This window comes from Streptomyces griseochromogenes (assembly GCF_001542625.1).
GTDB lineage: Bacteria > Actinomycetota > Actinomycetes > Streptomycetales > Streptomycetaceae > Streptomyces > Streptomyces griseochromogenes.
The window spans coordinates 1,751,688-1,773,567 of record NZ_CP016279.1 but is presented as its reverse complement, the minus strand read 5'-3'; the positions used below and the strand labels follow the sequence as shown (position 1 = coordinate 1,773,567).

18 protein-coding genes are annotated in these 21,880 nt (G+C 71.1%); 5 read left to right on the top strand and 13 right to left on the bottom strand.

All coding sequences use genetic code 11. The annotated features are described in order from the left end of the window. Positions 1-62 precede the first annotated feature (62 nt). Positions 63-476, bottom strand: coding sequence for a MerR family transcriptional regulator (locus tag AVL59_RS08280; protein ID WP_067317032.1), 414 nt, complete (start codon positions 474-476; stop codon positions 63-65). Positions 477-1,031: 555 nt separating this feature from the next. Between AVL59_RS08280 and AVL59_RS08275 the strand changes: the two genes are divergently transcribed. Then, entirely contained in the window at positions 1,032-2,828 is a 1,797-nt protein-coding gene (locus tag AVL59_RS08275) for a hypothetical protein (RefSeq protein WP_067300989.1), read from the top strand. A gap of 3 nt (positions 2,829-2,831) precedes the next feature. Here the strand turns inward: AVL59_RS08275 and AVL59_RS08270 are convergent, their stop codons facing one another. The 3 genes from AVL59_RS08270 to AVL59_RS08260 form a co-directional block, all read right to left on the bottom strand. Then, the gene (locus tag AVL59_RS08270; protein WP_237281459.1) at positions 2,832-5,228 is read right to left on the bottom strand and encodes a tetratricopeptide repeat protein; all 2,397 of its coding nucleotides are present in this window, start codon (positions 5,226-5,228) and stop codon (positions 2,832-2,834) included. Between the two features lie 112 nt (positions 5,229-5,340). Beyond that, the gene (locus AVL59_RS08265) at positions 5,341-7,293 is read right to left on the bottom strand and encodes a phosphocholine-specific phospholipase C (RefSeq protein ID WP_067300984.1); all 1,953 of its coding nucleotides are present in this window, start codon (positions 7,291-7,293) and stop codon (positions 5,341-5,343) included. A gap of 29 nt (positions 7,294-7,322) precedes the next feature. After that, a complete protein-coding gene (locus AVL59_RS08260; protein ID WP_067300981.1) occupies positions 7,323-9,092 on the bottom strand; it encodes an exonuclease/endonuclease/phosphatase family protein in 1,770 nt (589 codons plus the stop codon). A 461-nt stretch (positions 9,093-9,553) separates the two neighbouring features. Between AVL59_RS08260 and AVL59_RS08255 the strand changes: the two genes are divergently transcribed. Further along, complete coding sequence (locus AVL59_RS08255; protein ID WP_067300978.1) at positions 9,554-10,585, top strand: phosphatidylinositol-specific phospholipase C domain-containing protein; 1,032 nt, start codon at positions 9,554-9,556, stop codon at positions 10,583-10,585. A gap of 93 nt (positions 10,586-10,678) precedes the next feature. Next, positions 10,679-11,236 carry a GH25 family lysozyme gene (locus AVL59_RS08250; protein WP_067300975.1) on the top strand — a complete coding sequence of 186 codons (558 nt, stop codon included), beginning with the start codon at positions 10,679-10,681 and terminating at the stop codon, positions 11,234-11,236. Positions 11,237-11,252: 16 nt separating this feature from the next. On the opposite strand, the gene AVL59_RS08245 is transcribed toward AVL59_RS08250, so the two are convergent. Next, positions 11,253-11,930: an NADPH-dependent F420 reductase gene (locus AVL59_RS08245; RefSeq protein WP_261340677.1), complete on the bottom strand. Its 678-nt coding sequence runs from the start codon at positions 11,928-11,930 to the stop codon at positions 11,253-11,255. Between the two features lie 103 nt (positions 11,931-12,033). Then, the gene (locus AVL59_RS08240; RefSeq protein WP_067300971.1) at positions 12,034-13,026 is read right to left on the bottom strand and encodes a zinc-dependent alcohol dehydrogenase family protein; all 993 of its coding nucleotides are present in this window, start codon (positions 13,024-13,026) and stop codon (positions 12,034-12,036) included. A 116-nt stretch (positions 13,027-13,142) separates the two neighbouring features. Here AVL59_RS08240 and AVL59_RS08235 point away from each other — a divergent pair, with 116 nt between their 5' ends. Next, on the top strand, positions 13,143-14,105 hold the full coding sequence (locus tag AVL59_RS08235; protein WP_067300968.1) for an AraC family transcriptional regulator: 963 nt from the start codon (positions 13,143-13,145) through the stop codon (positions 14,103-14,105). Positions 14,106-14,168: 63 nt separating this feature from the next. On the opposite strand, the gene AVL59_RS08230 is transcribed toward AVL59_RS08235, so the two are convergent. Beyond that, a complete protein-coding gene (locus AVL59_RS08230; RefSeq protein WP_067300965.1) occupies positions 14,169-14,381 on the bottom strand; it encodes an EF-hand domain-containing protein in 213 nt (70 codons plus the stop codon). A 304-nt stretch (positions 14,382-14,685) separates the two neighbouring features. Here AVL59_RS08230 and AVL59_RS08225 point away from each other — a divergent pair, with 304 nt between their 5' ends. Further along, complete coding sequence (locus AVL59_RS08225) at positions 14,686-15,345, top strand: GNAT family N-acetyltransferase (RefSeq protein WP_067300962.1); 660 nt, start codon at positions 14,686-14,688, stop codon at positions 15,343-15,345. Here AVL59_RS08225 and AVL59_RS08220 read toward each other — a convergent pair. From AVL59_RS08220 to AVL59_RS08195, 6 genes are all read right to left on the bottom strand, one after another. Then, on the bottom strand, positions 15,312-16,499 hold the full coding sequence (locus tag AVL59_RS08220; RefSeq protein WP_067300961.1) for a YncE family protein: 1,188 nt from the start codon (positions 16,497-16,499) through the stop codon (positions 15,312-15,314). The genes AVL59_RS08225 and AVL59_RS08220 overlap by 34 nt on opposite strands. Beyond that, entirely contained in the window at positions 16,499-17,314 is an 816-nt protein-coding gene (locus tag AVL59_RS08215; RefSeq protein WP_067300959.1) for a polysaccharide deacetylase family protein, read from the bottom strand. The genes AVL59_RS08220 and AVL59_RS08215 overlap by 1 nt, the downstream gene beginning before the upstream one ends. Positions 17,315-17,489: 175 nt before the next feature. Further along, positions 17,490-17,993, bottom strand: coding sequence for an ATP-binding protein (locus AVL59_RS08210; protein WP_067300956.1), 504 nt, complete (start codon positions 17,991-17,993; stop codon positions 17,490-17,492). 287 nt (positions 17,994-18,280) lie between these two features. Beyond that, a complete protein-coding gene (locus AVL59_RS08205; RefSeq protein ID WP_067300953.1) occupies positions 18,281-19,048 on the bottom strand; it encodes an enoyl-CoA hydratase/isomerase family protein in 768 nt (255 codons plus the stop codon). Positions 19,049-19,126: 78 nt separating this feature from the next. Then, a complete protein-coding gene (locus AVL59_RS08200; RefSeq protein WP_099053022.1) occupies positions 19,127-20,335 on the bottom strand; it encodes a L,D-transpeptidase in 1,209 nt (402 codons plus the stop codon). Positions 20,336-20,540: 205 nt separating this feature from the next. Then, on the bottom strand, positions 20,541-21,764 hold the full coding sequence (locus AVL59_RS08195) for a L,D-transpeptidase (RefSeq protein WP_079146576.1): 1,224 nt from the start codon (positions 21,762-21,764) through the stop codon (positions 20,541-20,543). Positions 21,765-21,880: the final 116 nt, after the last annotated feature.

Sequence of the window (21,880 nt, the reverse complement as noted above, 5' to 3'; positions counted from 1 at the left end):
GAAGTCAATGGAGACGAAACGGTATGAGTCACGAGCTCACGGCAGGACGGCCTCCGGCTGGGTCAGACAGGGCGGATGTGGGCATCGACCTCTTCGCTCACCATCGGGCAGTCATCCGCAGGATGGTCACGGGGACAGCTGAGGTAGTGGGCAAGGTAGGCCTTCGCCTGGGTGAGGCGGTCGATCTGCTCGTCTATGGCAGCCATGCGGCCCCGTATGGTGTCCCGCCAGTGACCGGTCTCGGTTCGGCCGGCCAGCACGATCGCGATCTCGTCCAGACTCATCATCCCGCTCTCCTGCCAGATCTGGATGAGCGCGATCCGGCGGAGCTGCTCGGGACCGTAGAGCCGCCGCCCCGACTGTCGTGCCGTCGGCTGAAGGACCCCTCGTTCCTCCCAGTAGCGAAGGGTGGAGGTGGCCAGACCCAACCGCGCAGCGACCTCACCGATGGGCAGAAGATTCGCGTCCGTGTGCATGGTCAACATCATCCATCCGGCTTGCTCACACGCGGTATCGGATAAGCGGCCACCCTGAACCGATCCGCCCGCCACGAGACGACCTGGCTAAGCAGCCCCCCTGGCAGTCGGAGCGGATGTTGCGGCGTACAGCCGGGCCGCGCGTACTGACGCGTCGGCCCCTCTCGTCTGCGGGGGCTCCATGGCAGCATCTATTGCATGTTAGTTGCAGTGGCTTCAAGTTGGCATCAGGGCGCCAATGGTGCCGCCCTGGCTCCGCTGATACAGCCGGAGGCTTCAGTTGGCCGTTCCCAACCTCGGGCGAATGTTCACCCGGACATCAACACCGTTCTTGGTTCCGCCCTGCACAACGGATGTCGAGCGCCGCCGGATACCTTGTAGGTAAGCGTTCGCAAGAAGTCCCCGAAAAGTCCCCGGCGCCTCCCGAGCCGCTTTTGCCATGCCAAAACACCAGGTCAACGCCATGATCAAGAGCCGCCGACATATCCGTGAAGTACAAGGAGACGGCCCGGGGCGGGCTTGCGGTGAACATCATCGAGTGCTGAGGTAAACCGCGTGACGGGTGGGGTAGCACGGGTGCGCGTGCCGGTGGGGGAGGACGCGGAGCGTTGGATCACGCGCGTGGGCTGTCGCCGTGTCCTGTTCATCGTGCACAACGTGACGTCAGCGACGCGTCTGCTGGACGTACTCCCGCTGTTCTCCGGCGACCTTCGCGTGCAGATGTTCGCCACCTGCACCGGTTCGTCCCCGTTCCTGGCCGGTGTGCCCGAGCTGCTGGCGCGGGCGGGGCTGCCGGTCCTCCCCTGGGAGCAGGCCAAGGACACGGCGTTCGATCTGGCGGTGTCGGCCAGCTACGGCGGTGAACTCGCCTCGGTCCAGGCGGAGTTGGTGATCCTGTCCCACGGGGCTGGATACAATAAAAGGCTGGCCACACCGGACACCGGACACCGGACACCGGACACCGGACACCCGTCGCCCGCGCCCGTCTTCGGCCTGTCGCCGGACTGGCTCCTGGACGACGGGCGTCCCCTCGCCACCGCCACCGTCCTCTCCCACCCCGAGCAGGAGGAGAGACTGCGCTCGGCCTGCCCGGAGGCGGCGCCCACCGCGGTCCTCGCGGGGGACCCGTGCTACGACCGCATCCTCGCCGCCCTCCCCCAACGCGCCCTCTTCCGCCGCGCGTTGGGTGTGACGCCCGGCCAGCGGCTGATCGTCGTCAGCTCCACCTGGGCACCGCGTTCCCTCTTCGGCGGAGCCGGGGAGCCGGACGGGGACGACCTGCTGCCCTGGCTGCTGTCCCGCCTCTCGGCCGAGCTTCCGGCCGACGAGTACCGGACCGTCGCGGTCCTGCATCCGAACATCTGGTACGGCCATGGGCCGGGGCAGGTCCGCGCCTGGCTGGACAACGCGCGACGGGCCGGCCTCGACGCGATCCCTCCCCTCGACGGGTGGAGACAGGCCCTGATCGCGGCCGACTGCGTCCTCGGGGATCATTCGAGCGTCACGTACTACGCGGCGTCGATCGGCACCCCCGTCCTCCTCGGAGCCTTCCCCGAGCAGGACCTCGACCCGCTCTCGCCGGTCGCCGCCCTCGGCCGTACCGCTCCCCGGCTCGTCGGCCGGGGCGGCCTCCGCGCCCAGATCGACCGGGTCATGGCAGCTCACGACCCCGGCCGGTACAAGGAGCTCGCGGAGCAGACCAGCTCGTCACCGGGAGAGTCGGCAGTTCTCCTGCGCCGCCTGTTCTACGGCCTCATGGGCATCGCCGAACCCGCAGGACAGCCCGCGCTGCTCGACCCGCTGCCGCTTCCGCCCCACCTGCCCGCCCGTCGCACCGCCCCGGTCCGCGTCCTCACCGGCGCCGTCGGCTCGGATCCGCCGGAGGTCCGCGTCGTCCGGTACGCGGTCCCGGGTGACGAGCCCGACCCCGCGGACGACCCTGGGGTGCGGATCGACTCCGCGCACACGCTGGTCGACGAGGAGACACGGGAGGCCGGTCGGCTGCGCATCGCCGACGTCGTCGTACGGTACGCGGCCGCGGACGACCCACGGCTCGGCCCGCCGGCCGCCTGGACGGTGGAGGCGCTCGACCGCTACCCGTACTGCGGTCTGGTCGCCTATGTCGACGGGCCGGACCGCTGTGTCGTACGCACCCGCGAGGGAGACCTCGTACGGCTGTCCGCGGCGACGGCCCCCGACGGGCGGCCGGACCTGTGCGATCCCGCCGCCTACGCCTCCGCGCTCCACGCCTGGCTCGCCGACGGCAGGTCCCTGGCCGGGGCCGTCCCCGGCATCACCGTACGCACGGGTGCCACGGCGCACCGCGTAGCCGTCGAGCCGCTCGCCCCCTGAGCCTCACGCCTCCAGCTCGGCCAGTCGCGCCCGCACCCGTTCGAGGCCGAGCCGGCCGCCGTTCTCCTCGTAGCACGCGGCGGCGGCGCGGAGATCCTCCGCCTCCTCCGCACGGCGGCCCGAGCGGCGGTGGCACTCGGCCCTCGCTTCGAGGGCGTCGGCGAGTTGCAGCCCCGCGCCCGCCTCGGTCATGGTCTTCACGGCCTCGTCCAGGCACACGCGCGCGAGCTCCGCGTCCGACGCACCCAGGTGTGCGTCGCCCAGACTCATGTAGACACGGCCCGCGTTGTAGGGGTCGCCGCCGGGCAGGCGACGGAACTGTGCGAGGGCGTCGTTCAACCGGGCGACGGCATCGGCGAAGTGCCCCTGCCTGGTCCGGGCGCGGCCGATGTGGTGTTCCAACAGGGCGGTGGCACGCGGCACGTCCGCCCGTCCGTCCTCACCCGGTCCGATCCGGCACAGGATCTCCTGTGCCTCCTCGAAACACCGCTGCGCCGCCACGAACTCCCACTGCTTGAGGCGGAGTAGCCCCAGCGCCTCGACCGCGGTGGCCTCCCCACGGTGGTGGCCGCAGGCCCGGTCCGCTTCCCTCGCCTGCCGGAGGGCGTCAGCGGCCTTGTCCACCTGCTCGGCTCCCATGTAGCCGAAGGCCAGTTGTGTCCACATGCGGCCCTCGGCGCGCCGGTCACCGAACTCCGCCGCGCTGCGCCGGGCGGCTTCGACTCCGAGCAGATGTGTGTCGATCCACTGGGCGTGGAAGCCGAGCATCAGATGCAGGCTCCACAGGGCCTCGCACAGCTGCCAGACGAGGTCGTCGAAGCCGTGGTGCGCCGCGGCCCGGACGACGGCCGCGAGGTTCTCCCGCTCATCGCGCAGGTCGACCAGCGCGTGCCTGCCGTCCGCGCGGTCGCGCCCCTCCGGGAGGGCGAGTCCCTGATAGGCGGGGCCGAGCCGCCACCGCAGCGGCATGACCCTGAAGTCCCTGCCCGCCGCGAAGCGCAGCTGCGCGACCGCCACCCGGCGGATCGCGGCCGCCATACGGCCATGGCCGTCCTCGGCGGCCGCGAGCTCGCGGGCGTGCGCCCGGGTCAGGTCGTGGAACCGGTAGCGCTCCTGGTCGACCTCCTCCAGCAGATGCACCCGGGCCAACCGCTCCAGCAGCGCACGGGCCTCGTCCTCGCCGACCCCGGCGGCATGGGCGGCGCACAGGACGGTCACGGTCGGCCAGGGCCACACCGCGATCGCGCGGTAGAACGCGGCACAGTCGGGGGCCAGTTCGCCGTAGGAGACGTTCTGGACGAGACGGACGGGATCGTCCGGGGCGTCGGGGTTCTGTTCTTCCATGACGGCACCTCCCTGGTCCCGGCCGTGGATCCGGTCGGACAGCTGCCGCGCGACACGCTCCCACGTCAGGTGTTCCCGGACGGCCAGGCCGGCGCCCGTGGTGCACACCGCGAGGGGAATCCCGCCCGTGCCTTCCGCCACGGCCTGCACGACCGCGTCCGGAGCGGGCGGGCGGTCACTGCCGGCGACCCGTCTGATCAGACGGACGGAATCCTCGGTGGACAGCGGTCCCAGGGGGAACGGCCGAGCACCGTGACGGCCCACGAGGCGGGCCGGCCGATGCCGGCTCGTCACCAGGACGAGACACTCCGGCGAGGCCGGGAGCAGCGGGATGACCTGGGTGTCGTCACGAGCGTTGTCCAGTACGACGATCATGCGCCGCTCGGACATGCAGTCCAGGTACAGATCCCGCTGCCGCGCCTCGTCGCCCGGCACCATGGCGGGCGGAACCCCGAGCCGTTCCAGGAACCGCGCGAGCACATCGGAAGACGGCAGCGCCGTGGCGGCCGACGCGCCGCCCAGGTCCGCGAACAGGGCACCGTCGGGGAACCGCTCCCGCAGCTCGGTCGCGCAATGGACAGCCGCGGCGGTCTTGCCCATGCCACCCGGCCCGGTGAGAACGGCGATCGTCGGAGCACCCGGTGTACGGCCCTCCTCCAGCAGCCCCGTGATCCACGCGAGCACGTCCGCGCGGTCGGTGAAGAGCGTGGTCGTCGGCGGCAGCATCCGCGGACGCGAGGCACCGGGTGCCACGGCGGGTACCGTGCGCGGCGCGAGCCGCGAGGCCTCACGGACCCACTCCGTCACCTCGCGGGCCGACTCCGGGGAGCTGCGGGCGAGTTCCAGCAGCCGTGCGGCGGCCGCCGTCCGCTCGGGCTCGGTGACCGGCAGGGAGGGCCGGCCGGGCTCATCCGTTCCGTCTCCGGCACGGTTGCGGCCGAGCAGATCGTAAAGCCTCTCGGAAATCCGTCTGCCCGCCTCGCCGCCCGCTCCGGAGAGGGCACTGGAGACGACCGTGCCGACGGCCGAGACCGCCATGCCCATCAACGGTTCCACCACGGGCTCCCCCCAACTCGCCGTCCCCGCAATGCTATCGACGAGGCAGGGCGGGGGCATGGCATGCCGGGTGGGACCGTGCGGGGTGTCGCCGGTCCCACCCGGAGCCGGATCAGCCCGCGTGCACGGTCCCCGCGTACCGCTGGGCGAACCGGGTGCCGGTCCCCGCGGTGACCGTGACGTCGTAGCGCCCCTCGTCGGTGGGCCACGTCAGCCGTGTGCGGTCACCGGCCCCGACCCACACGGTGCGTTCCTTGCCCGAGAAGTCGTTCGGCGTGAGGGTGAAGGCCACCTCGGTGCCGCCGGAGTTGCGCAGTTCCAGTTCCACGGACGTGCCGCGCGGGGCCGCCGTCACCGACGGCACCGCCACATCGTCCTGGCCCTCGCGGACGAGCGTCCCGGAGAAGCGGCGGACGAACCCGTCGGCGCCGTACACGGAGAAGTCGTAGCGGCCGTCGGTGTCGGCGGCGTCCCACACGTAGGTGCGGGACGAGCGCGCCGGGACGGTGAACGGTGTGCCGGTGAACGGCAGGGCGACGTTGGGCAGCACGGTGAAGTGGTAGCCGACGCCGCCGTCGTTGGTGAGGGTGCAGGTGACCTTGCCGGTGACCCGGTCGGCCTTCACGTCGGCCCACGGCCGGTACGGCAGTGCGCGGTGCGGCCGATGTCCCTCCTCCTGTGCCGGCATGGACTGCTGGTCCGGCACCTTGACCCCCGGCAGGGAGCTGCCGGCGTCGGCCTTGGCCATCAGGGCGACCGTGTCGGGCAGCGAGGGGATGCTGTAGTCGGGCTTGGTGAAGTCGAAGCAGCTGGTGAGGTCGCCGCAGACGGTGCGCCGCCAGTCGGAGATGTTGGGCTCCTGCACGCCGGTCACGCGCTCCAGGAAGCGCAGCACCGAGGTGTGGTCGAAGACCTGGGAGTTGACCCAGCCGCCGCGCGACCAGGGCGAGACGACCCACAGCGGCACCCGGCTGCCGAGGCCGATCGGCTTGCCGTTCGCGAACTCGTCCTTGGTGCCCGGCTCCGGGAACGGCGGGATGACGTGGTCGAAGTAGCCGTCGTTCTCGTCGTACATGAGCAGGAAGACGGTGTGCTTCCACACGTCGGGGTTGGAGAACAGCGACCGCAGCGCGGTGTCGACCCAGTGGGCGCCGTAGTCGGGGCTGGCGTTCGGGTGCTCGCAGAACAGGTAGGGCGCCACCAGCCAGGAGACCGTGGGCAGGGTGCCGTCCTTGCAGTGCTGGTCGAACGCCGTGAGGTCCCACTTCGTCATGGCGTTGACGTAGCGCGGGTCGTCCTTGGGGAACTCGTGGAACTGCTTGAAGTACGACAGCGCGTTGTCGTCGTAGTCGCCGTTCCGGTCGTCCGAGCCGTCGGGGTTGTGGTAGACGCGCCAGGTGATGCCGGCCTTCTCCAGGCGCTCGGCGTACGTCGTCCAGTCGGCCACCGGGTTGTTCGTGACGGGCGTGTTGTCGGTCCACGGGCCGGTGGTGCCGTCGACGCCGGGGCCCGCGGTGCCGGTCCACAGGTAGAGGCGGTTGGGGTCGGTGGGGCCGTTCAGCGAGCAGAAGTAGCCGTCGCAGAGGGTGAAGGCGTCGGCCAGGGCGTACTGGTAGGGGATGTCGTCCCGGGTGAAGTAGCCCATGGTCCGCTCGCCCTTGGCGGAGACCCACTTGTCCATGGCGCCGTTGTTGACGGCGCTGTGGCCGCTGTCCCAGTCGTGCGCGAGGCCGCCCGCGTTCTGCGCGTTGTACTTCGTGGTGTCCATGCGGAAGGGCATCAGGTAGCCCTCCTTGCGGCCCCGGGCGGGCTGGCGGAACACGGAGTCGCCGGCGGCGAGGACGGAGGCCTGGCGGTCGCCGAAGCCGCGTACACCGCTCAGGGTGCCGAAGTAGTGGTCGAAGCTGCGGTTCTCCTGCATCAGGATGACGACGTGCTTGACGTCGGCGATGCTGCCGTGGCGGGCGCCGCCCCCGACGGCCTCCGCCGTGCCGGGGAGTCCGGCGGCTATGGCGGCTCCGGCCGCGGTGGTGCCGATGAAGGTGCGGCGGCTGATCTCGGTCATGACAGGAAGGTCCTTCGGGTCGTTCGGGCTCAGCCGCGGGCGGACAGGGAGAAGGTGACGACGGCGGCCGCGTGGTCGGAGGGCCAGCCGTTGGCGGCGGTGTCCGGCACCGGCCGGGGCCAGCCGGTGAACAGGCTGTGCGCCTCGAGGACCTTGATCCGTCCCGCGAACTGGATCTGGTCGATGCGGTCCTGCGGCTCCGCCCCGCCGCCGCCCTCGCGCTGCGGCCTGACGGGGGACCAGGTGATGCCGGGCTCCTTGACCGGGCTGGGGTGGGCCTCGCGGAAGGCGTCGACGAGACCGGCCTTCTCCAGCGCCTCGGTGACGGGCCAGCGGAGACGGCCCACTCCCCCGTGCGCGGACGCCGTCCGGCTCGTCCAGTCGAGGTGGGACGGCGAGGCGAGTCCGGCCGCCAGCACGAGAGGGGTGCGGGAGGCGAGTTCCGGGCGCAGCGCGGCCACCAGCGCCAGCGCCTGCCGGTAGCGGACCGTCCCCTTCTCCGCCGCCTCGACCTGCGCGGGTGTCTTGCCCGCCGACAACGCGTACGGCCCGTAGTCGGCCTCGTCCAGCTGGGCCGTCCACAGGCGTACGGTGCGGCCGCCGGGCAGGCGCAGGGTCGCCGCCGCGGCCGGGAGCGCCTCGGTCGGGGCGACGACGTCGGTGAGCGGGTAGCGGCTCACGATGCCGAGGCCGCCGGCCCGGTGCGCATGCCAGCCGAGCGCACCGGCGAGGTTCTCGGCCCCCTTGTCACCGCACTCCTGCAGCGCCACGGCGTCCAGGCCCTGGGTGAGCACCAGCCGCAGCTGCTTCTCCAGGAACCCCTCGACATGAGTCCCGGCGTCCCAGAGGTTCAGCGTGGCCACCTTCAGCCGCAGCCGCTCCCGGGAGGTGCGCACCGGCACCTGGACGGTGACGGTGTCGCTGCCGACGACGCTGTCGGTGACGGCGGCCACCACCCGGCCGGGCCTGCGGGGTGCGAGGAGCGGGGCCTTGCCGGTGACGGTGCCGTCCGCGGCGACCGACAGCCAGGAGTCGCCCCCGACCCGCTCGAAGGTCGCGCTGCCCGAGACGTTGCCCTCGGGTCTGATCCACAGGCCGCCCAGCTGCACCGTCACGTCCGTGCCCGCGGTCTGCGGTTCGGTGGTGACGGCGTCCACGACGGCGTGCGGGCGCGGGATCACCGGGCGGACGACGAAGCTGAACGGGGCGGTCCTGGCGAGGATGCCGTAGCCGTCCTTGGCCAGCAGGTAGGCGGTGTACGGGCCGCCGCTGAGTCCGGAGGTGTCGATGGTGATGTCGCCGGAGCCGCCCGGGGTGTACTGCCAGGCGAGGGAGGAGCCGTGCCCCGGCTGCCGGTCGCCGTCGTACACACCGATCCAGTTCTTCGCGTCGGGTGTGTCCGTCGTCCAGTGGAAGGAGAGCTTGTCGCCCTCGTGCGGTGCGGGGGTCGTCAGCTCGACGGAGTCGCCGGCGGGAGCGCCGCCCTCGAAGCTGAACGGCTCGGTCTTGGCGAGGACGCCGTAGCCGTCCTTGGCCAGCAGATAGACGATGTACGGCCCGCCGCTCAGGCCGGAGGTGTCGAGGGTGGTCTGCCCGGACGTGCCGGGCACGTACGCCCACACCAGCGAGCTGCTGCCGCTCGCGGGCTGCCGGTCGGCGGGGTAGACGCCGATCCAGTTCTTGGGGTCGGGGGCGTCCGTCGCCCAGGTGAGGGTCAGTTTGTCGCCGCGCCGCGGGGGCGTCGTGGAGGCGATCGCGAGGGTGCTCCCGGACGCGTCGGCCTGTGAGAGGGATGACACGGTGTTGGATCCTCTCCGCCCCGGGCACCGCCGCGGCGACACCCGGGTGAGCAAAGTTGTCTAGATAACTTCGCCCCATAGCAAGCCGTCCTCCGGCGACGTCCCCGTGAACGAGAGGTGGCCACCGCCTGGGAGGAAGACGGAGATCTGAAGTCTCCAGATGCGGGTCGGAGTTTCGCCGCCGGATCAGAGAATGGCTCCTGACCTGCAATTTCTTGCGATCCAGAGCTTCCGTCGCGACACATCAAGGCCGTCTCGGCCGCATACCGCCGAGTAGCCGCCCGGGCGGACACGACCTCTCGCAACCTTCACGGGCCGACGAGCGAGCTGTGCACAGAAGAGGGACGAGCGCACACAAGGAGACGGCACGGGACGACTGATGTTGCCCCTGGGGCTACCACGCAGTAACCGCTTCCCCCTACGCTGCCGCCAACTCGGTGACAGAGAAGGGGAATTGAGACATGCGCATCGTGAGACGGCTGGCGGCGCTCGTGGGCGCCGCCGCCCTGCTGGCGGTGATACCGGCGCACGCCCAGGCGGCGGCGCCCAGGTTCTCCGAGACGACGGCGATCGGCACGCACAACGCCTACGACAAGGCCAAGTACACGTATTTCGCACAGGCGCTGGACTCCGGCGCCTCGCTGCTGGAGCTGGACGTGTACGTGGACAGCCTGACCCACCGGTGGCGGGTCAGCCACAGCAACCCGTTCGGCAACGACAACAACTGCGAGGCCGCGAAGACCCCGGGCGAGCTGTACAGCAAGAGCCGCAACCAGGACCTCGGCGGCTGCCTGGACAACATCGCGGCCTGGAACCAGCTCCACCCCGACCACCCGCCGATCGTGTTCAAGGTCGAGATGAAGGTCGGCTTCAACAACAACGCGGGCCTCGGCCCGGACGAGTTCGACACCCTGGTGTCACAGAAGCTCGGCAACAGCGTCTACAAGCCGGCCGACCTGCTGGGCGGCACGTACTCCTCCCTGGACGCGGCGGCCAGGGCGAACGCCTGGCCCTCGCGCGACTCCCTCAAGGGCAAGTTCCTCTTCGAACTGATCCCGGGCACGGTGGAGCAGGCCAACCCGTTCGACCACTACTGGACGGACCAGGAGTACGGCGACCACCTGCGCGACCTGTACGCGGCGGGGAAGACCGGCGAGGCGCAGGCCTTCCCGGCCGTCCTGGGCGCGGAGAACGGGGACCCGCGCACCAGCCGCTACGACGCCTCGATCCGCCCGTGGTTCGTGTTCTTCGACGGTGACGCGGCGACGTACGTGAACAACGGCTACGCCACGTCCTTCTACTCCGCGAACCACTACATCCTGATCACGACGGGCGCCGACGGCGTGTCCCCGGCGATCTCCTCGACCAACCCCACGGACGCCGAAGTCGCCGCCCGGCTCGCCCTGCTGGCCAAGGACCACGCGAGCATCATCACCTCGGACTGGTCGGCCAAGCCCGCGTCGGTGCTGGGGTCGGTGACAGTCCGAGGCTGACAATTCCGGGTACACGGGCGGATCCCGCGTGCCAGGGTGGGGCATATATCAGTCAACTCCTGTACCCCCACTGACACTTCCGGGAGTCCCCCCATGATCCACGGCATTGACGTCAGCGCGTTCCAGTCGTCGTCGTACGACACGGACGGCCTCTCCTTCGTCTTCGTCAAGGCGACGGAGGGGCGTTCGTACATCAACCCGAGGCTCACCGCCCAGACCAAGCACGGCCGCGACGCCGGACTCGTCGTCGGCTTCTACCACTTTCTGTGGCCGGGCCACATCACCGCCCAGGCCGAGTACTTCGTCGAACACGCCCCGGAGAAGGCGGGCGACCTGCTCGCCGTCGACTGGGAGACCACCAGCGAGGGCACGCACGCCAGCAACGCGGAGAAGGACATGTTCATCCGGACGCTCAAGGAGCTCCGGCCGAACAACCAGGTGATCCTGTACACGAACCGGGACTACTGGCTGAACATCGACACGACCTCCTACGCGGGCGACGGCCTGTGGATCGCCGACTACGTCACCGCGGGCAAGCCCCGCATCAAGGCCAAGTGGCGCTTCCACCAGTACAGCAGCGAGCCCCACGACAAGGACCTGGCCGCCTTCGAGAGCAAGGCGGCCCTTCGGGCGTGGGCCGAGGACGCCTGAACCGTTCTTCGGCGGCCTAGCCCCGGAAGTCCGCCGGCCGCTGCGGGGACGCGTCCGCCAGGGCCTTCCGCACGGCCTCGGCGCCCGCCCGCAGGCCGTACACCGGGGTGCCCGGCTGCTGGCGCCAGGAGTCGTCGATGCCGCCCGCGTCGACCGTGTCGAAGCCCAGCTCGTCGATGAGATCGCGGACGATCCGCTTGGCGGCCGCGTCGTCGCCGGCCACCGGCAGGGCCAGGCGTTCGGGGTCGCCGGCCGGGCGGGGCCGCTCCAGGATGTCCTGCGCGTAGGTGCCGTTGAACGCCTTGATCACGGGGTGGCCGAGGTGCCGTTCCGTCCAGCGGCTCTCGGTCAGGCCCTCGTCCTCGATGCCGGCGATCCGGCCGTCCCGCTGCTGCGGGTAGTAGTTGCCGGTGTCGATCACCGCGGCGCCCTCGGCCGCGCCGTCCAGCAGTCCGGCAGGGAGGTCGGGGACCCGCTTCAGCGGGACGGTGACCACGACGACCTGGGCGCCCTTGGCGGCCTCCGCCGCCGGGACCGGGGTCGCGCCGGTCTCCTCGGCCAGCCCTTCGAGGGTCTCGGGGCCTCGGGAGTTGGCCACGGACACGTCGTGGCCGAGGGCGGTGAGCCGCCGGGTGAGGTTGCCGCCGATGTTGCCCGCGCCGATGATGCCGATCTTCATGACAGACCCTTCCAGGATCGATGCACGTGCATGCTTCCGTCGTGGGCGACAACCTCACGGGAAGCGGGGCTATTCCGGCGCTACGGCAAAAGAAGCAACCCCCTCACGCATGGACGCATCAGACCCGTACCACGATCTTGCCCGTGTGCCGGTTGGACTCCATGAGACGGTGGGCGTCCCGGGTCCGGTCCAGGCCCTCGAAGACCTCGCCGACGACCGGACGGAGCGTGCCGTCGGTGAGACCCGAGCCGATGTAGTGGGCCGCGCGGCGGCGGCCGTCGGCGGTGCCGGTCACGGCGAGGTTGCTGTAACCGTGGACGGTGACCGGCCAGTTCCTGGGCAGTTCGATGGGCTGTTCGGACAGCCAGCCGTAGCTGATCATGGTGGCGTCCTCGGCGGCCGCTCCGCCCAGCTCCCGGAAGACGGGACCCCCGATCGCGTCCAGGACGATGTCGGCGCCCCGGCCGTCGGTCAGCCGCCGGGTCTCCTTGACCATGTCCTCCCGGTCGGTGACGATGACGTGCTCGGCGCCCAGGTCGAGCAGCGTCCGCCGCTTGGCCTCGGTGCGCGTGGCGGCGATCGGGACCGCTCCGGCGCGCCGGGCCACCTGGATCGCCGCGGTACCGACCCCGCTGGACGCCCCGGTGATCAGCACTCGGTCCCCGGCCGCAAGGCCCGCCCGCTGGACCAGGGCGCCGTACGCCGTCGAATAGGTGAGCCAGACGGCGGCGGCGGTGACGGCGTCGACGCCGGCGGGGCGCGGCACGAGCGAGGTCTCCGGCAGCAGCACCAGGTCGCCGTACACGCCGTGGGAGCTGAGGTTGAAGTTCGCGGCGGTCAGGACCGGGTCGCCGGGCGCGAACGCCGTCACGCCCGCGCCGACCGCCGCCACCTCGCCCGCGGCCTCGTAGCCGTTACGGGAACCCGGCAGCGTCGGCTGGTAGAAGTAGGTCCCGGAGCGGAGCATCGCCTCGGCCCGGTTCAGCCCGAGCGCCTCGACCTTCACCAGGACCTCGCCCGGCCCGGGATCCGGCAGCTCGACCTCCTCGACCGTGAGCACGTCGGGGCCGCCGAGTTCGTGAAAGAGCACTGTGCGTGCGGAAGTTGTCATGCCGTCGACGCTAGGACCCGGTGGGAAGACGATCCATGTCCTCCTGTCTCGGTCTCATGTCCGTACGTCTTTCCCATACATCCTCAGCGGCGGAACTTCCCGCCTACGCTGGCGTCATGGACGTACTCAGCGATGTCGTCGCGGCCATGCGCACCGGGCGCCCGCACTCCGCGCGCCGGGACAAGTACGCGCCCTGGGGGCTGCGGTTCGCCGCGACCGACGAGGCCGGGTTCCATGTGGTGCTGCGCGGCTCGGCCTGGCTGATCCCCGAGGACGGCGAGCCGGTGGCGCTGGCGCCCGGCGATGTCGTCTTCCTCGCACACGGGCAGCGGCACGCGCTGGCCAGCGCGCTCGACGTGCCGCTCAGGGAGGTACGGCTGCTGCCCGACGGCACCTGGATCGGCCCCCCGGACTCGGGCGAGCCGCGGTCGGACTGCCCGGACACGGTCACGGTGTGCGGGACCTACCGGCTCGACCGGGAGCGTGCCCACCGGTTCCTGGCCGAACTGCCCGAGGTCATGCATCTGCCGGCCAGGGTCGGCAGCCACCGCTCGCTGCGGGCGGCCGTGGAGCTGCTCGGGATGGAGCTGGAGGAGCTGCGGCCCGGGACGGACGCGATCGTCACCTCGCTGCTGGACACCCTGCTGCTGTACATCCTGCGGGCCTGGTGGGAGAGCGAGCGGGCGGCCGGCCGGGCGGGGGGCTGGGCGTCCGCGCTGGCCGACCCGGCGGTCGCCGCGGCCCTGCGCGCTGTCCACGGCGATCCGGCGCGCGCCTGGACGGTGGCGGAACTCGCCGCGGCCGGCGGACTGTCCCGGGCGGCCTTCGCCCGCCGCTTCAGCACACTGGTGGGCGAGCCGCCGCTGACGTACCTGACCTGGTGGCGGATGACGGTCGCCGGACGGCTGCTGCGCCACGACGACCTCACGATGCGCCAGGTGGCCGGGCGCACCGGTTACACCTCGGAGTTCGCCTTCGCCAAGGCCTTCAAGCGGGAGTACGGGGTGGCGCCGGGGCAGTACCGGCGAGGGGCGGCGCGGGCGCACCGGACGGACCCGGACGTCCGCTCCCGCGCATGACGGCGTGACGGCACGACGAAGGGGGTGCCCCTCCCCACGGGACGGGCACCCCCTTCGGTCGCGTCACTTGTTCAGGTAGGCCCAGAACTCGTCGAACGACAGGACCTTGTCGCCGTTGAGGTCCCGCTGCTTGATGATGGCCGCGGCGACCGTCTCGGTGACGTTCCAGTCACCCTCCTGGGCCAGGGCGGACTTGAACTCGGCGGCGGTGATGAACCCGTCACCGTCCGCGTCGATCCGCTTGAACTGCTCGCGTGCTTCCTCGATGTCCGCCACCGATCCGCCCCTTTTATTCGCGTTTCTCATGCCGTGCCGGCGTACTGTCGCAGGTCAGATTAACGGCCCGGCCGGGCTGCGAGCGCAGCGCCCACCCGGCTGAACCCCTCCTGGTGCCTCGGGGGGCTCTTCCACCCCCTTGACCGCGGCCGCCGGCTCGCGGTCGGGTGACCTCGTGGGCGCCCTCGTCGGACCGGTACCGCATGGTGTGAGCCGGCTCGCCGATGGTGAGAAGTCGGGTGCCGTCGCCGGTCACGTCTGCGAGTCTGGGCCGTCCGGTCGGCGGAGACTCGAGGAGCGCGGTTTGGAGACCTTGCGGGGCATTCTCGACGCGGCCACTCGCGGTGTCTTTCCGCCGGCCGACGGCGGCACGACGGTGGTGTCCCAGCCCTCGCCCCGGGACGCCGGCGTTCTCGCCTTCACCGCGCACTCGGTCGTCTTCACCGACGAGGATCCGGACTGGGTGCGCGAGACGCTGCGCGGGACCGGTGACGAGTGCGACGCGCTGTCCGCCACGATGAACGCACGCTTCCTGACCGCCCTGATGGACCGCACGGGGCGCCGCGCGGACACGATCGACGTGATGCTGGCCGGGTCCCCGCTGCCGGGCCGTCCCGCGCTCGCGCTGCGGGAGATCACCGACCCGTCCCATCCGCGGGTGGTCAGCTCGCGCCTACGGCGCGACGACGTCCGGGTGTGGACCGTGGACGGCGGTGTGCTGGTGCTGGGGCGCGGGGTGGCGGGCCGGCCGGAGGTGGCGGTCGAGGTGGACGAAGCCGTACGGCACCGCGGTCTCGGCCGGGCGCTGGTGACGGCGGCGCGGCAGCTGGCCGGTGAGCCGGTGTGGGCCCAGGTGTCGGCGGGGAACGCCCGCAGTCTGCGGGCGTTCCAGGCAGCCGGGTACCGTCCGGTGGGCTCGGAGCTGCTGCTTCAGCGGAAGATGCCGGTGTGCCCCAGTGAGTAGCGGCCGGGCTGCGGGTAGACGGCGAGGCCGTGCGGGCCGCTGCCGACCTTGATCCGGGCCAGTTCGGTGCCGGTGCGGGTGTCGATGGCGTACACCTCCGCGTTGTAGCGGCCGGACAGCCACAGCACCTTGCCGTCGGCCGAGACCCCGCCCATGTCGGGGCTGCCGCCGCCGGGCAGATACCACTTCTTGGTGAGCCGGTTCTGGGCGAAGTCGAAGATCGAGATGGTGCCCTCGCCCCGGTTGGAGATGTACATCTCCCGCGAGTCCCGGCTGATGTAGAGCCCGTGGGCGCCCTTGCCGGTGGCGAGGAACACCGGCTCGGCGAAGGTGTCGCCGTTCACGATCCACACGCCGTCGGCCATCATGTCGGCGATGTAGAACAGCTTGCCGTCCGGGGAGATCTTGACGTCCTGCGGCATGGCGCCGTGGAACGGCAGTTTCCGCTGTGCGACGACCTCCATCCTCGCGGTGTCGACCTTGAGCAGCTCGCCGCTGAACTCGCAGGAGACGATGAAGTACCGTCCGTCGGCGGAGAAGTCGGCGTGGTTGACGCCGGCGCAGCCGACCGGGACGGCTTTGACGACCTTCATGGTGTGCGCGTCCCGGAAGACGAGCTGGCGGTCCTTGGAGGCCATGACGACGGCGTACTTGCCGTCGGGGGTGAAGTACAGGTTGTACGGGTCGTGCACCGGGACCGCCTTGCCGGCCTTGCCGGTTCTCGGGTCGATGGGGGTGAGGCTGTTGCCGAGGTCGTTGTTGACCCAGAGGGTCTTCAGGTCCCAGGACGGCACCACGTGCTGGGGCTGGCGGCCGACCGGGATGGTCTCGATGATCCGGTAGGTCCTGGGGTCGATGACGTTGACGGTGTCGGAGTTGGTGTTGGGGACGTACACCCGGGACGGGAAGTCCTTGACGACGGGGGACAGCCGGTTCGGGCGGTCGGCGGCGTAGAGGTCGGCCGGATCCTGCACCGGGGGCATCCCGGGCAACACGTTCGCCTGCTGGGTCTTCACCCGCGGCGGGTCCGGCGCCTTGCTGCCGAGGGCCTCGTTCTCGTGGTGCCCGCCGCCGCTTCCGCAGGCGGACAGCAGCGTCAGGACGGTCAGTGCGGCTCCGGCGGCCAGGAGGCGGGCGGCTTTGGTGGATCGCATCAGCTCAGCAGCTCCGAGGTGGTGACCGCCCGCAGTCCGCGGCGGTCGAGTTCGTGGAGTACGGCGGGGAGGGCGGCGACCGTGTCCGGGTACCCGAAGTGCAGGCTCACCACCGATCCGCCCCGCACTTCGGCGAGAACCTTGCGGGTGACGGCGTCGGCGCCGGGACGGGTGTAGTCGAGCGAGTCGACGTCGTACGACAGCACGTGCGGGTAGCCCACGGCGCGGGCCAGCCGGGCGACCAGCGCGGAGGCGGTCGGGGCGCGGGAGGGGCGGAACCAGGTGCCGATCGATCCGGTGAGCCGTCTCAGCCGGTCCGCGCAGTCGGTGATCTCCTTGCGGGCCTCGGCCTCGGCCATGGCGTTGATGGAGATGTGCCGCTGGGTGTGGTTACCGAGGTCGTGACCGCCGTCGAGGATGCGGCGGGCGAGGTCCGGGTGCTCGTCCAGCCAGGTGCCGACGGCGAGCACGGTGAGACGGGCGCCGCGCTGTTCGGCCGTGCCGAGCAGGGACTTGGCGAGGCCTGGGTCGCCCTGGCCGTGGAAGGTGAGGGCGACCTGGGGGCGGGTGCGCGGGCCGTGGGTGATCTGGGCGGGCTGCCCGGGGTAGGCGCGGGGGACGGGCGCCGGGTGGGACGTGGCCGCGGAGTGGCCGGACGCACGGGCGGGCGGGGCGGACCCGGGGGTCGCGGAGGTCGCGGAGGCGGGTGGGGCGCCCTGGCCGGTGCCGCACCCGGCGGCGAGCGCGCACCCGGTGACGAGCCCGGCGCCCGTGCGCAGCACTCCGCGTCGGTTGGTCGTGGTCACCCGCACCATTTAAGGCGCGATGGGTAAGAAAAGTGTCGATTGACCCGAATGAGGGATGATTTCGGGTCGTACGGCAGCACCTCGAAGGAGCACGGGACCGTGTCGACACATGCGGCTCCGCCACGCGGGCACGGAGGGGCCGCGACGGACCCGCGGGCGACGCACCGGTCTTCCCGCGGAGCGTTCAGCGGTCGGCGACCCGCATCTCGAACCATGTCGTCTTGCCACGCGGCAGCAGGTCGACGCCCCAGCGGTCGGAGAGCTTGTCCACCAGGAACAGGCCGCGGCCGCTGACGTCCATCTCCTGAACCGGCATCAGACAGGGCAGCCCGCGGGAGGGATCGCGGACCTCGACCCGGATCCAGCCACGGCGGCGGCGCATCCGCAGGCCGAACACCCGGGCTCCGGTGTGCCGTACGGCGTTGCCGACGAGTTCGGAGACGAGCAGGACCGCGTCCTCGGTCATCTTGGGGCTCAGCCCCCAGTGGCGCAGGACGACGACCTGGGCCAGCCGGCGTGCGGCGGCCGCGGACTCCGGGCGGGACGGCAGCGGGACCTCCGCCTCCGTCGGGTTGCCGAACAGTTCGAGCGCCTGGAGCGCCCGCTCGTCCTCCACCGCGGGCGACCAACGCGCCGCGGCCGCACGGCTGTGACCCCGCGGCTGTTCGATCCCCTCCAGCCCCGCCATGCCCCCATGATGGCCGTCCGGAGGCGTCCGCGTGGCCGTTCCGAAGGAATACGCCCCCCGCACGCCCCCGCTCCACCCCGACCCGCCGGCATATGCCGACGGCATGCCAGACCCCGGTACAGCCCGACCGACCTGCGGCGACGGCTCACCCGCGGGCAATCGCCAGGCTCCCTCGACGGGACAGGCTTAAGGGTGCCTTAAGGTTCCCATAAACCGCCCCATCGAGGGACCCGGATCGGACGACATGTCAATTGCGGGCACTACCGGGGAAGTTCACCGGGTGAGGTTCACAGGAACTTCGCCTTGCCCGGACCCTCCTCCACGAAGCTGCGCATGCCCCGCTCGCGGTCCTCGGTGGCGAACAGACCGGCGAACCAGTTCCGTTCGACGGCGAGCCCGGTCTCGATGTCGGTCTCCAGGCCGGTGTCGATCGACTCCTTCGCCGCGCGCAGGGCGATGGCCGGGCCCTGGGCGAGCCTGGCGGCCCAGGCGTGCGCCTGCTCGTACACCTCGGCGGCCGGGACGACCCGGTCCACCAGGCCGAGGGCGAGGGCCTCGTCCGCCTTCACCTGACGCCCCGTGAAGATCAGGTCCTTGGCCTTGGAGGGACCGACCAGCCGGGACAGGCGCTGGGTGCCGCCGGCGCCGGGGATGAGTCCGAGCAGGATCTCGGGCTGGCCCAGCTTGGCGTTGTCGGCGGCGATGCGGTAGTCGGCGCACAGGGCCAGCTCGCAGCCGCCGCCCAGGGCGTACCCGGTGACGGCCGCGACGACGGGCTTGGGGATGCGGGCCACGGCGGTGAAGGAGTCCTGCAGGACGCGGGCGCGCAGGACCATGGCGGTGTGGTCCATGGCCTGCATCTCCTTGATGTCCGCGCCCGCCGCGAACACCCGCTCGCCGCCGTAGATCACCACGGCGCGCACGTCCTCGCGGCGCGTGGCCTCTTCGGCGAGCTCCTTGAGCCGGTCCTGCGTGGCGACGTCGAGCGCGTTCATCGGCGGACGGTCCAGGCGCAGGGTTCCGACGCCTTCGGCGACTTCGAGAGTGACGGTCATGGGGAGCAGGTTAACGGGGACTAACGGCTGCGGGCCCGGTGCCTTGGGTCACAGCACCGGGCCCGTGTCAGCGAGGGCTCACTTCGTCCAGTCGGCCCACGACATGTTCCAGCCGTTGAGCCCGTTGCCCGGGTCCACCGTGCGGTCGTGGGAGTTCTTGACGACCACCACGTCGCCGCTCATCGAGTGGTTGAAGAACCAGGCCGCCGGAACGTCCTTGTCGTAGCCGCCGCGCACATCGCGCAGGCCGACGCAGCCGTGGCTGGCGTTGTAGTTGCCGAAGGCGTCGCCGCCCCAGTAGTTGCCGTGGATGAAGGTGCCGGAGTCGGTGAGGCGGATGGCGTGCGGGACGTCCTTGATGTCGTACTCGCCGCCGTAGCCGACGGTCTCGCCGTTCATGCGGGTCACGGCGAGCTTCTCGCGCATGACCATCTGGCCGTTCCAGGTGTCGTAGCCGGGCTTGCCGGTGGTGACCGGGATGGTCTTGATGACCTTGCCGTCCTGGGTGACCTTCATCGTGTGCTTGCCGGCGTCCACGTAGGAGACCTGGTTGCGGCCGATGGTGAACGTCAGCGTCTTGTGCTGCTTGCCGTAGACGCCCGCGCGGCCCTCGACGCCGTCCAGGTCGAGGTCGACGGTGACCTTCGTGCCGGACTTCCAGTACTTCTCGGGGCGGAAGTCCAGGCGGTCGTTGCCGAACCAGTGGCCCTCGACGTCGACGGCCGGCTCGGTCTTGATCTTGATGGCCTTCTCGACGGCCCGCGGGTCGGTGATGCCCCGGGTGAAGTGGACGGAGAACGGCATGCCCACCCCGACGGTGGAGCCGTCCTCGGGGGTGAAGTCGCCGATGAAGGTGTTCTTCGGCGTGAGCGTGGTGAAGCTGGCGTCCTCGGCGGCCTCGCGGCCCTCGGAGTCCTTGGCGACCGCGTGCACCGTGTACTTGGTGGCGGCGGCCAGATGGGTCGACGGGGTCCAGGAGGCACCGCCGCCGGTGATGGCGCCCTCGACCTCGGCGCCCTTCGCGTCCTTGACGGTGACTTCGGTCAGCTTGCCCTTGGCGACGTTCACCTTCAGGGCGCCGCTCGTGTCGACGCCCGTGGCGCCGGACTTGGGCGAGATGGTCACGGCGGCGGCGGACTGCTTGCCCTGCTGTGCACCGGCGTCCTTGCCCTTCCCGTCCCCGGATCCGGAGCCCGAGTCACCGCCGCCGCACGCGGTGAGGGTCACCAGCAGGGCGCCGGCTATGAGCGCCAGCCCCTTACGGCCTCTCGCCCGCACCGGGGTCATACTCCCCCGGCCCCCCACCGACGCCCCCGATATCGGCCGCATGTTCAAGTTGTTCTCCCCTCGCCGGGCCAGGTCAGGCCCGTTCCCCACCACACTGGTGTGCGCATGTTAACCGCAGGGTTTTGAGCGAGGTGTCAGGTGTACGTCACCGTTCCGTCGCAATTTCAACCGGTCCCCGCCGCCCAGAACCCCGCCCCTCATCCGGTTACTTGACCGCACTGCCCGCTTTCCACTCCTTCCAGGCCATGTTCCACCCTCCGAGGCCGTTGTCGGGAGCGACTGTTTTGTCCTTGCTGTTGACGATCTCGACGACGTCTCCGACCAGGCTGCGGTCGAAGAACCAGCCCGCCGGGGTGTCCGAACCGCCGCCCTTGACGTCCTGGAGGCCCACACAGCCGTGGCTGACGTTGGCGTGTCCCGGGGCCTCCGGTTCCCAGTAGTTGCCGTGCAGGAAGGTGCCGGAGTCGGTGAGCTTCATGGCGTGCGGGACGTCGGGGATGTCGTACTCGCCGCCGAAGCCGACCGTGCGGCTGTTCATGCGGGTGACCTCCAGCATGTCCATCACCACCATCTTCCCGTTGTAGGTGGGGTGTTTCGGGGCGCCGGCGGTGATCGGCACGGTGGCGAGCAGTTCCCCGTCGCGCCGCACGTCCATCATGTGCCGGGCCGCGTCCACCAGGGACACCTGGCTGCGGCCGACGGTGAAGGTGAACGTCTTGTCCTGCAGGCCGTAGACGGCGGGCGCGCCTTCGACGTCCCTGAGGCCGAGGTGCACGGTGACCTCGGTGCCGGGTTTCCAGTACCGCTCGGGGCGGAAGTCGAGGCGGGTGCCGCCGAACCAGTGCGGCCGGATCTCCACGGGCGGGTTCGCGGTGACCTGTACGGCGCGTTCGACGGCGGCGCGGCGGGCGATCTCCCGGCTGAAGGAGAGGGAAACGATCATGCCGGTGCCGACGGTGGAGCGGTTCTCGGGGGTGACGTAGGCGATGAACCGTTCCCCGGGAACGTAGGTGGTGAAGGTCGTGTGCCGGGCCGAGCGGCGGCCCTGGGCGTCCAGCGCCACCACGTCGACGGTGTACTTGGCGGCGAGCGACAGTTGCCCGTCGTCCGGTTCCCAGGTCAGCCCGTCGGGGGTGACGTGCCCGGGGACCGGGGAGTCCTGGGCGTCCTGGGACTTGACGACGGTCACCTTCTCCAGGCGCCCGTCGGGCACCCGTACCCGCAGCCGGTCCTTGGGCCTGACGTCCTTGCTGCCGTCGTCCGGAGCGACGCGGATGACGTTCTCGGGGGCCGGGGGTTTGCCGAGGATCCGGTCGATGTCCAGTCCGGCGGAGCCGGCCGCAGAACAGCCGGCCAGCAGCCCCGCCCATGTCAGTACGGCGGCCAGCGCGGCCCCCGCGCGCCGTGCGCGTCCTTTTACGTGCCTCACGCGGGGCTCAACGACCGGGCACGCTCCGGGGAAACGTGAGTGCGACCCCAGTGGTGGGCAGAACTGTGGGGAGGACGACGGGGAGCCTCCCCCAGAGGGGGCGACCCCAGCCCGCG

Coding starts and splice junctions, on each gene's coding strand:
- AVL59_RS08205 (WP_067300953.1), bottom strand. CDS start 19,048: ATGACCGTCACTCTCGAAGTCGCCGAAGGCGTCGGAACCCTGCGCCTG.
- AVL59_RS08255 (WP_067300978.1), top strand. CDS start 9,554: ATGCGCATCGTGAGACGGCTGGCGGCGCTCGTGGGCGCCGCCGCCCTG.
- AVL59_RS08240 (WP_067300971.1), bottom strand. CDS start 13,026: ATGACAACTTCCGCACGCACAGTGCTCTTTCACGAACTCGGCGGCCCC.
- AVL59_RS08250 (WP_067300975.1), top strand. CDS start 10,679: ATGATCCACGGCATTGACGTCAGCGCGTTCCAGTCGTCGTCGTACGAC.
- AVL59_RS08210 (WP_067300956.1), bottom strand. CDS start 17,993: ATGGCGGGGCTGGAGGGGATCGAACAGCCGCGGGGTCACAGCCGTGCG.
- AVL59_RS08200 (WP_099053022.1), bottom strand. CDS start 20,335: ATGACCCCGGTGCGGGCGAGAGGCCGTAAGGGGCTGGCGCTCATAGCC.
- AVL59_RS08215 (WP_067300959.1), bottom strand. CDS start 17,314: ATGGTGCGGGTGACCACGACCAACCGACGCGGAGTGCTGCGCACGGGC.
- AVL59_RS08265 (WP_067300984.1), bottom strand. CDS start 7,293: ATGACCGAGATCAGCCGCCGCACCTTCATCGGCACCACCGCGGCCGGA.
- AVL59_RS08280 (WP_067317032.1), bottom strand. CDS start 476: ATGCACACGGACGCGAATCTTCTGCCCATCGGTGAGGTCGCTGCGCGG.
- AVL59_RS08235 (WP_067300968.1), top strand. CDS start 13,143: ATGGACGTACTCAGCGATGTCGTCGCGGCCATGCGCACCGGGCGCCCG.
- AVL59_RS08220 (WP_067300961.1), bottom strand. CDS start 16,499: ATGCGATCCACCAAAGCCGCCCGCCTCCTGGCCGCCGGAGCCGCACTG.